Source organism: Nitratidesulfovibrio oxamicus, from assembly GCF_015731765.1.
In the GTDB taxonomy this organism is placed as follows: domain Bacteria; phylum Desulfobacterota; class Desulfovibrionia; order Desulfovibrionales; family Desulfovibrionaceae; genus Cupidesulfovibrio; species Cupidesulfovibrio oxamicus.
This window is the reverse complement of record NZ_VRYY01000064.1, coordinates 1-7,735: the sequence shown is the minus strand read 5'-3', so window position 1 is coordinate 7,735 and position 7,735 is coordinate 1. Positions and strand designations below refer to the sequence as shown.

General features: G+C 66.1%; 6 protein-coding genes and 1 pseudogene. All 7 read right to left on the bottom strand.

Features of this window, described 5'->3' with window-relative positions; genetic code table 11:
• A pseudogene (locus FVW20_RS03005) lies at positions 1-193 on the bottom strand (glycosyltransferase family 4 protein); the annotation flags it as partial.
• Between the two features lie 319 nt (positions 194-512).
• Positions 513-1,454 carry an aminotransferase class IV gene (locus FVW20_RS03000; RefSeq protein WP_196608236.1) on the bottom strand — a complete coding sequence of 314 codons (942 nt, stop codon included), beginning with the start codon at positions 1,452-1,454 and terminating at the stop codon, positions 513-515.
• Between the two features lie 154 nt (positions 1,455-1,608).
• Positions 1,609-2,658, bottom strand: coding sequence for an aspartate-semialdehyde dehydrogenase (locus FVW20_RS02995; protein WP_196608235.1), 1,050 nt, complete (start codon positions 2,656-2,658; stop codon positions 1,609-1,611).
• 318 nt (positions 2,659-2,976) lie between these two features.
• Positions 2,977-3,417 carry a DMT family transporter gene (locus FVW20_RS02990; protein WP_015946014.1) on the bottom strand — a complete coding sequence of 147 codons (441 nt, stop codon included), beginning with the start codon at positions 3,415-3,417 and terminating at the stop codon, positions 2,977-2,979.
• A gap of 284 nt (positions 3,418-3,701) precedes the next feature.
• Positions 3,702-4,175, bottom strand: a complete 474-nt coding sequence (locus tag FVW20_RS02985; RefSeq protein ID WP_231038813.1) for a (deoxy)nucleoside triphosphate pyrophosphohydrolase — start codon at positions 4,173-4,175, stop codon at positions 3,702-3,704.
• Positions 4,176-4,438: 263 nt separating this feature from the next.
• Positions 4,439-6,421 carry a ribosomal protection-like ABC-F family protein gene (gene abc-f, locus FVW20_RS02980; protein ID WP_196608234.1) on the bottom strand — a complete coding sequence of 661 codons (1,983 nt, stop codon included), beginning with the start codon at positions 6,419-6,421 and terminating at the stop codon, positions 4,439-4,441.
• 324 nt (positions 6,422-6,745) lie between these two features.
• The gene (locus tag FVW20_RS02975) at positions 6,746-7,651 is read right to left on the bottom strand and encodes a tRNA (adenine-N1)-methyltransferase (protein WP_196608233.1); all 906 of its coding nucleotides are present in this window, start codon (positions 7,649-7,651) and stop codon (positions 6,746-6,748) included.
• Between the last annotated feature and the right edge of the window lie 84 nt (positions 7,652-7,735).

Here is a 7,735-nt window from a genome sequence, read left to right as displayed (position 1 = left end):
GCAACGGCAGCACGGCAATGCCCGCCGCCGCCGCCTCGCGCGCCAGGGGCGCGCCCGCCGGGCAGGCCACCACCACCGAAAACCCGTCACTGTGGTGCAGCGCACGGGCCAGGTAGAACACCTGCAACTGGCCCCCGCGCATCTCGCGCCCCAGGTCCAGCAGAATGATGTGCATGATGGTGTCGGTGGTCATGGCAACGTGGGTTCCTGCATATTGAAAAACATTCCAACCGGGGAGGGGACCTTTTGAAAAAGGTCTCCCTCCCCGGACCCCACCCCCCAAAATTTTTTATTCGGGGGGGCATTCAATAACGATAACCTTGCAAGGCAAAGCGGTATCCCCGCACTCACCCTATTGAAAAGTTTTGAAGAGGGGATGGGGGGCGTGGGGGGCAGGAGGGAAACTTTTGCGGCAGCCGTTATGTGAGTGCTTGCGCGAACATTACGGATGGCGACCGCAGAGCGAAAAGTTTCCCTCCTGCCCCCCACATGCGTTCATATTCTCAACGAATTCAAAAAGGAATCCCGTGCTCCATCAAATCCGCCTGCAACAACGCCCGCAACCGGCGTGAAACCGGACCGGGGCGGCCATCGGCCACGGGCCGGCCCTCGTAGGCAACCACGGCCACGCAGTCGGAGCTGGTGCCCAGCACCAGGATTTCGCGGGCGGCGTGCAGTTCTTCCTCGCGCACCTTGCGGAAGCTGACGGGCACCTCGCCCTGGGCCAGCTCCACTGCGCGCAGCACGGTGGTGCCGGCAAGGGCGTTGGTGAACTCCGGCACCACCAGGGTGCCGGCCTGGTCCACCAGGGCCACGTTGGCGATGGCGGTTTCGGCCAGGCAGCCGTCGTCGTCGAACGAGAAGGGCACGTCCATGCCGCGCTCGTGCGCCTCGCGGGTCATGAGCACGTTGGGCAGGTAGTTGGCGTTCTTGATGCGCGCAAGGTAGCCCTGCTTGGCGGGGATGGAACTGCGGAAGGCGGTCAGCCCCTTGTCGAACCACGCCTCCGGCCTGGGGGTGAAATGGTAGGCGGCCACGTACAGGCTGGGTTCCGGGCATTCGGCGGGGTCGATGCCGAAGCCGCCGGGACCGCGCCCCACCAGCACGCGGATGGAGCCGTCGGCCTCGCCGCCCGCCTTGGCCACCTCGATGATGATCTCGCGCAGGCGCTCCCAGGTGCACGGCGGGGCAAGGTACAGCCCGGCGGCGGAGCGGCGCATGCGCTCAAGGTGCGCGTCCAGTTGGTAGATGCGGCGGTGCAGGTACTTCATGCTCTCGAAAATGCCGTCGCCGCGATGGGCAAGGTGGTCGTCGAGAGGCATGAGCATCAGGCGCGGGTTGCGGCAAATGGCGCCCACACGGTGCTCGTAGAAAGCGATGATGCCCGCTTCGCCGGGGCGTCCGCGGGACAGCAGGCGGGCGACGTAGTCGTCGGTATCAAGCACGGGGATCACGGCGTGATCACTCCTTATGGCGGTGGGTGGCGATGGGTTCGCGCGCCAGCGGGAAACATCCCCCTGCGCCGGGCGGACGCGCGGCCATCCGCCCGGTCTGCAATGCCGGGGCCGGATGGCCGCGTGATGGATTCGTGATGTCGGCCTTCGGCCCCTAGCGCAGAAACAGTTGCGGGTCGCGCACCCTCAACAGATCCCGCTCCACCAGCGCCTCGGCTATCTGCACGGCGTTCAGGGCCGCGCCCTTGCGGATGTTGTCGGAAACGATCCACATGTTCAGGCCGTTGGCGATGGTCTCGTCCTCGCGGATGCGGCCCACGAAGGTGTCATCCTCGCCTGCCGCGTCGGTGGGCATGGGGTACATCTTCTGGGCGGGGTTGTCGTACACCCGCACGCCGGGGGCCTGCGCAAGGATGGCTCGGGCTTCCTTGGCCGAAAGCTTGCGCTCGGTCTCGATGTTCACCGACTCGGAATGGCCGTAGAAGACGGGCACGCGCACGCAGGTTGCGGTAACCTTCACGGAGGGGTCCTCCATGATCTTCACGGTTTCCAGCACCATCTTCATCTCTTCCTTGGTGTAGTCGTTGTCCATGAACACATCGATCTGCGGCAGGCAGTTGAAGGCGATGCGGTGCGGGTACACGGCAACGTCCGGCTCCTGCATGTTGAACATCTGCCGCACCTGCTTTTCCAGCTCGTCGATGGCCTTCTGCCCGGTGCCGGAAACGGCCTGGTAGGTGGAGACCACCACGCGGGTGATCCTGGCCGCGTCGTGCAACGGCTTCAGCGCCACCACCATCTGGATGGTCGAGCAGTTGGGGTTGGCGATGATGCCGTTGTGCGCGGCAAGGGCGTGGGCGTTCACTTCGGGCACCACCAGCGGGCAACGCTCGTCCATGCGCCACGCGCTGGAGTTGTCCACCACCACGCACCCCGCCTGCACGGCATGGGGGGCGAATTTCTCGGAGGTGGACCCCCCCGCCGAAAACAGGGCGATGTCCACGCCCCGGAAGGATTCTTCGGTCAGTTCACGCACGGTCAGTTCGCCGCCCATGAAGGGCACCTTGTTGCCCGCGGAACGGGCCGAGGCGAAGGGGATGACCTCCGCAGCGGGAAATTCGCGCTGTTCCAGCGTGTTCAGCATTTCGCGGCCCACCGCCCCGGTGGCCCCGCACACGGCGACGACAAGTCTTTCCTTGGACATGATTCACTCCTTGCACTTGGAGGCGGACACCTGTCCGTCTCCCTGCCCCGGCGCAGCCCGCGCCGGGGTGCCTTTCATGGCGACCGCCCGCCATGTCGGCAACGGATGCAGCAACCCGCCGCATGGGCCTTTCCCCTCGGAAAAGGCCCGGCTACCCCTGCCATCACCCTGCCGGAATGCTTGCACCTGCCGCGCGCCGCCCCTGACGGAAAATGTCCCTGACGGGAACTGTCGCGCAGCCGGAATTGCCCACCATATGCCGACGCGCGGCGGAACGCAATTGACCGCGCGGGATCGGTTGCGGGAGTTTACCCCCAGCTAGAAACGGCGGACAAGAAACACGCCCACGGCCACCAGCACCAGCCCGGCAAAGCGCACCAGCCCCAGCGGACGCTCCGGGTAGCCCAGCAGGCCGAAGTGGTCCAGGGTCACCGACGCCGCCATCTGACCGGCCAGCACCAGCGCGATCATGGCCGTGGCCCCCAGGCGCGGGGCCAGAAAGGTGACCACGGTGACGAAAAACGCGCCCAGCAGGCCGCCCGTCCACTGCCACGCCGACGACGTGGACACCGAAGGAAAAGGAATGCGCGCCGCCAGCACGTACAGGGCCAGCGCCGCCGTGCCCACGGTGAACGAAATCAGCGAGGCCAGTGCCGGATGCCGCGCCCAGCTTGCCTGCAATGCCGCATTGATGCCCGCCTGCGTGGGCAGGGTTGCCCCGGCCAGCAGGGCCAGCACGATCCACACCATCTGTCCCATACGCCCTCCCGGCGTGTCATCGCCTGATGTGACCGGGATGGTGCGCCGTAACGCCGCCATCCGCGATATGTCCCGGCGCACCCGGAAACCTTGGGAGCGCCCCCCATGCTGCCAGAAAACCCCGTAAAAGGGACTTCGGGGGAACAGGGCATTCCGCTCCCCCGAAAAATATCGTTCATCCCGGCCAGATTCCGGCCCCGTCCTGCCTAGGCAGGCAGACCCGGCATGAACAGGCACGAACGGGGCTGCATCTGCCCGACAGGCCCGTTACCCGGCCCTGCACCCTACCCCGGCCCGTCCCGCAGGTCGGCCACCAGCGGCAGGTCCGCCTCCAGAAACGGCAGGCGCATGGCCTCGTCCCAGGTCAGCCACGCGAAGCGGTGGCCCTCCAGCGCGGTGACCGTGCCGGTGAACCCGGTCACGTGAAAGAAGTGCAGTTCCACCGACAGGTGCGGATAGTCGTGCCGCACGGTGCGCCAGAAGGCGGCCTGTACCGGGGTCACGCCCAGTTCCTCGCGCAGTTCGCGGGTCAGGGCGTCCACCGGGGTTTCGCCCGGCTCTATCTTGCCGCCGGGAAATTCCCAGAACCCCGCCTGCGGCTTGCCTTCCGGGCGCTCCACGGCCAGGAACCGCTGGCCATCCCACAGGATGCCCGCCACCACGGCGATACGCCGGGCGGGGGACGGTGTGGTCGCGTCCTGATCGCAGCCTGCCGCAAGAGGATTTTCGTTCGTTGGCGAGGAAAACGCGCTTGTCATGAGGGAGTATGCCTTAGCCGTTGGCGAGTCTTCGAGCCTTACGGATGCGGACCGCAACGCGCTCTTGTTGTATTCGGCCGAGCCTTAGCCGTTAGGCGAGCGCGCAGCGCGAGTCTTTGCGGATAAGGACAGCAGAGTCATGACGAGCGAAGCCTGACCGCTCTGCGCACGATGTCCGCAGGACTCGCAATCTCGCCCAACGGACACGCTTCGCGCCTTTCGGGCCGGAAGCCAACGGGCGAAAGAACCTTGCGGTCCTCATCTCAGGCCCCTTCCACGGTCAACGCCGCCCGCCGCGTCTCAAGGTCCGCGATCACCGCTTCCAGTTCGCTCATCTTTTCGAACAGCTCCTCGCCCTGCCGCTGCAATTCGCCAAAACGCTTCAGCAGTTCCGTGGTCCGGGCGGCATCGGCGTACACCGCCGGGTCGGCCAGGGTCTGCTCCACCTCGGCCTGTTCGGCCAGCGACGTTTCCAACTGCCTTTCCAGCTTTGCGTAGGCGTCCTGCCTGGGCTTCAGCTCCTTGTACAGGGCGTTGCGCTGCTCGGCCTGTTCGCGCTTGATGCGCTTCATGTCGTCGCGCGACAGCGATGGCGCATCGCGCCGGGCCTCGCCCGCGCCGGACTCCAGACTGCCGGTGTCGCCCTGCTGGCGGCGCGCCGCGTCGTATTCGTCGAACCCGCCCTCGTACACCGCGATGCCGCCGGGCGACAGCGCCCATATCTCGTCGGCCACGCCGGACAAGAGGTGCCGGTCGTGGGCCACCATCAGGATGGTGCCCTCGTAGCTCTGCAACGCCTCCACCAGCGCCTCGCGGCTTTCCAGGTCCAGGTGGTTGGTGGGTTCGTCCAGCACCAGGAAGTTGCAGCGGGCAAGAAACAGCGTGGCCAGGATCAGGCGGCTCTTTTCACCGCCGGAAAGCTCGCCCACCACGCGATCGAAATAGTTCTGCCCGAGCAGGAACAGCCCGAGCACGCTCATCAGTTCCTCTTCCGTGGTGCGCGGGTCGGACAGGCGGCGGATTTCGCTCAGCACCGTGCCCGAGGGGTTCAGCGTCTCCAACTGGTGCTGGCTGAAAAAGCCCATGCGCACCAGCGTGCCCATGACCACCGTGCCGCCGCTCTTTTCCAGCTTGCCGCCGATGACCTTCAGCAGCGTGGATTTGCCGCAGCCGTTGGGACCGGCCAGCGCGATCTTCTGGCCTCTGTAAATATTGAAGGTCAGGCTGGGCCACAGCCCCGTGCCGTCCGGAAAGGCGTATTCCAGGTCCACCACGCTGAGGATGGTCTTTTCCGCCCGCGCCGGTTCCGGCCACGAAAAATCCAGTTCGCGCCGCTTCTGCTCCGGCCTGTAGTTTTCCAGTTCCTTTTCCAGCTTCTTGGCCATCTTCTGGCGCGAACCCGCCTGCCGCGCCTTGGTGGCCTTGGCCCGGAACCGCCGCACGAAATCCATCTTGCGGGCTATTTCCTCTTGCAGGCGCTGGGCCTCGCGCTCGCGCTGGCCCTCCACCTCATCCTGCAGGGCCACGAACTGGCTGAACGTGCCGCGCCGGTACAGGGGCTTGCTGGCCCCCAGATACAAAACGTGCGTGCCCACCTTGTCCATGAACACCCGGTCATGCGCCACGAACACCAACGCCCCCTTGTAATCCATCAGAAAGGCTTCCAGCCATTCCACGGCTTCCAGGTCCAGGTGGTTGGTGGGTTCGTCCAGCAGCAGCACGTCCGCGCCCGCCGTCAGCACGCGGGCCAGCTTGGCGCGCTCGCGCCAGCCGCCCGACAGCTTGCGGATGGGCAGGCTCCACTTGCGTTCCGCAAACCCAAGGCCGGACAGCACCGCCCGCGCCCGGTGTTCCGGGTTGTACCCGTACACCTGCTCAAGCTCCGCCTGCTTCGCGCCCAGCCTGCGGATGGCCGCCTCGTCCCCGGCGTGCGTCGCCGCCTCCCACTCCGCCCAGAAGTCGTGCCACGCAGGCAGCACGTCCAACACCCAGTCCAGCAGGGGGCGGTCCAGCACGTCGTCGCCCAGTTCCTGCTGCACGTAGCCCAACCGGCAACCCTTGGGCAGCAGCACCTTGCCGCTGTCCGCAGATTCCACGCCCGCAATGATGCGCAGCAAGGTGGACTTGCCGCAGCCGTTGGGGCCGCACACGCACAGCCGCACGCCCGACTGCACCTCGAGCGAGAAGTCGGACAGGATATCCTGCCCGTTGTAGGACTTTCCGAGACTCTGGATGGTGAAATTCATGACGGTCCTGCAATGGGGATTAAAGGCGGAGAGCGGGGGGAGGCAGGAAAACTTTCGGGAAAGTTTTCCTGCCTCCCCCCGCGCCCCCTCCATCCTTTCAAAGCTTTTCAATAGTGGGGATAGTGGAGATGCAAGGGCATATAGCAGCAACAGCCCCTACCCGCAAACACCCAACAATTAAAAAGTTTGCGGGAGGGATGGGGGTTCGGGGGAAGGGAGGGGCGGTTTGCGACAGCCGTTAGGTGAGCGCTTTCGCGAACCTTACGGATGTCGACCGCAGAGCGTCAAAGCCCCCTCCCTTCCCCCGATTCTTTACTCGCGGAATTATTCTTCAAACCCGGCGTCGTCGTCGGCAGCGGCATCAACGGCATCCGCTGCGCCACGCGCGGCGGCCAGGCGTTCCTGGCGGGCGGCTTCCTGCTTGCGTTCGCGGGTGCCCAGGGTGCGGAACGAGTCCCATTCTTCGGAGCGTTCCTGATGCCGGGCAAAGATGAGGAACCCGGTGTGGGCGATCATGCGGTCTTCGGGGCGCAGGCGGTCGGCCACGGGCTTCCAGCGGCGGATCAGGATCTCGCAGACCTCGATGTCGTCGAAGGGGCCGGTTTCCATGCCGTGCAGCAGCTTGGACACCTGATCCACGGTGGGGACGAGGAAGCCCAGGGCGGCGCCCGGCTTCACGGCGCGGACCACGTGGTGCAGGTAGTCCCACGGGGTGCGCACGTCCAGGAACAGGGCGTCGGCGTCGGTCTGCTCGAAGCCGTCAATGATGTCGCGGTTGAACTGGGTGACGTTCTGGCCCACGCCCGCCCAGTCGAGGTTGCGGCGGCAGAGCTTGTAGAATTCCTCGCGCGCCTCGTAGGTGCAGACGCGGCCCGTGGGGCCGGAGAACCACGAAAGCGCCACGGTCAGGCTGCCGGAACCGGAGCCCGCCTCGATGATGGTGCGGCCCGGACCCACGCCAAGGCGCATGCAGATGTAGGCGATGTCCTTGGGATAGATGATCTGGGTCTGGCGCTTCACGCCCTTGACCAGGTCGGTGATGGTGGGGCGCTGCACGCGAAAGGGCACGCCCTGCCGGGTGCGGATTTCGGTGCCATACTCGGCGGCGGCCAGGTCGGCCATGGGCAGCACGCCTTCCTGGCAGTGCAGGTCGTTGCCTTCTTCGACGCGGCGCAGGTAACGCTTGCCGCGCGGGCTTTGCAGAATGACCAGATCTCCGTATGCGGGCATGGGAATTCCTCCTGATGGTTCTGCGGCAACCGGCCCGCACGCGCGTAGCCGGGCGGCGCGCGCCCTGCGCGCGCCCGGGGCCGC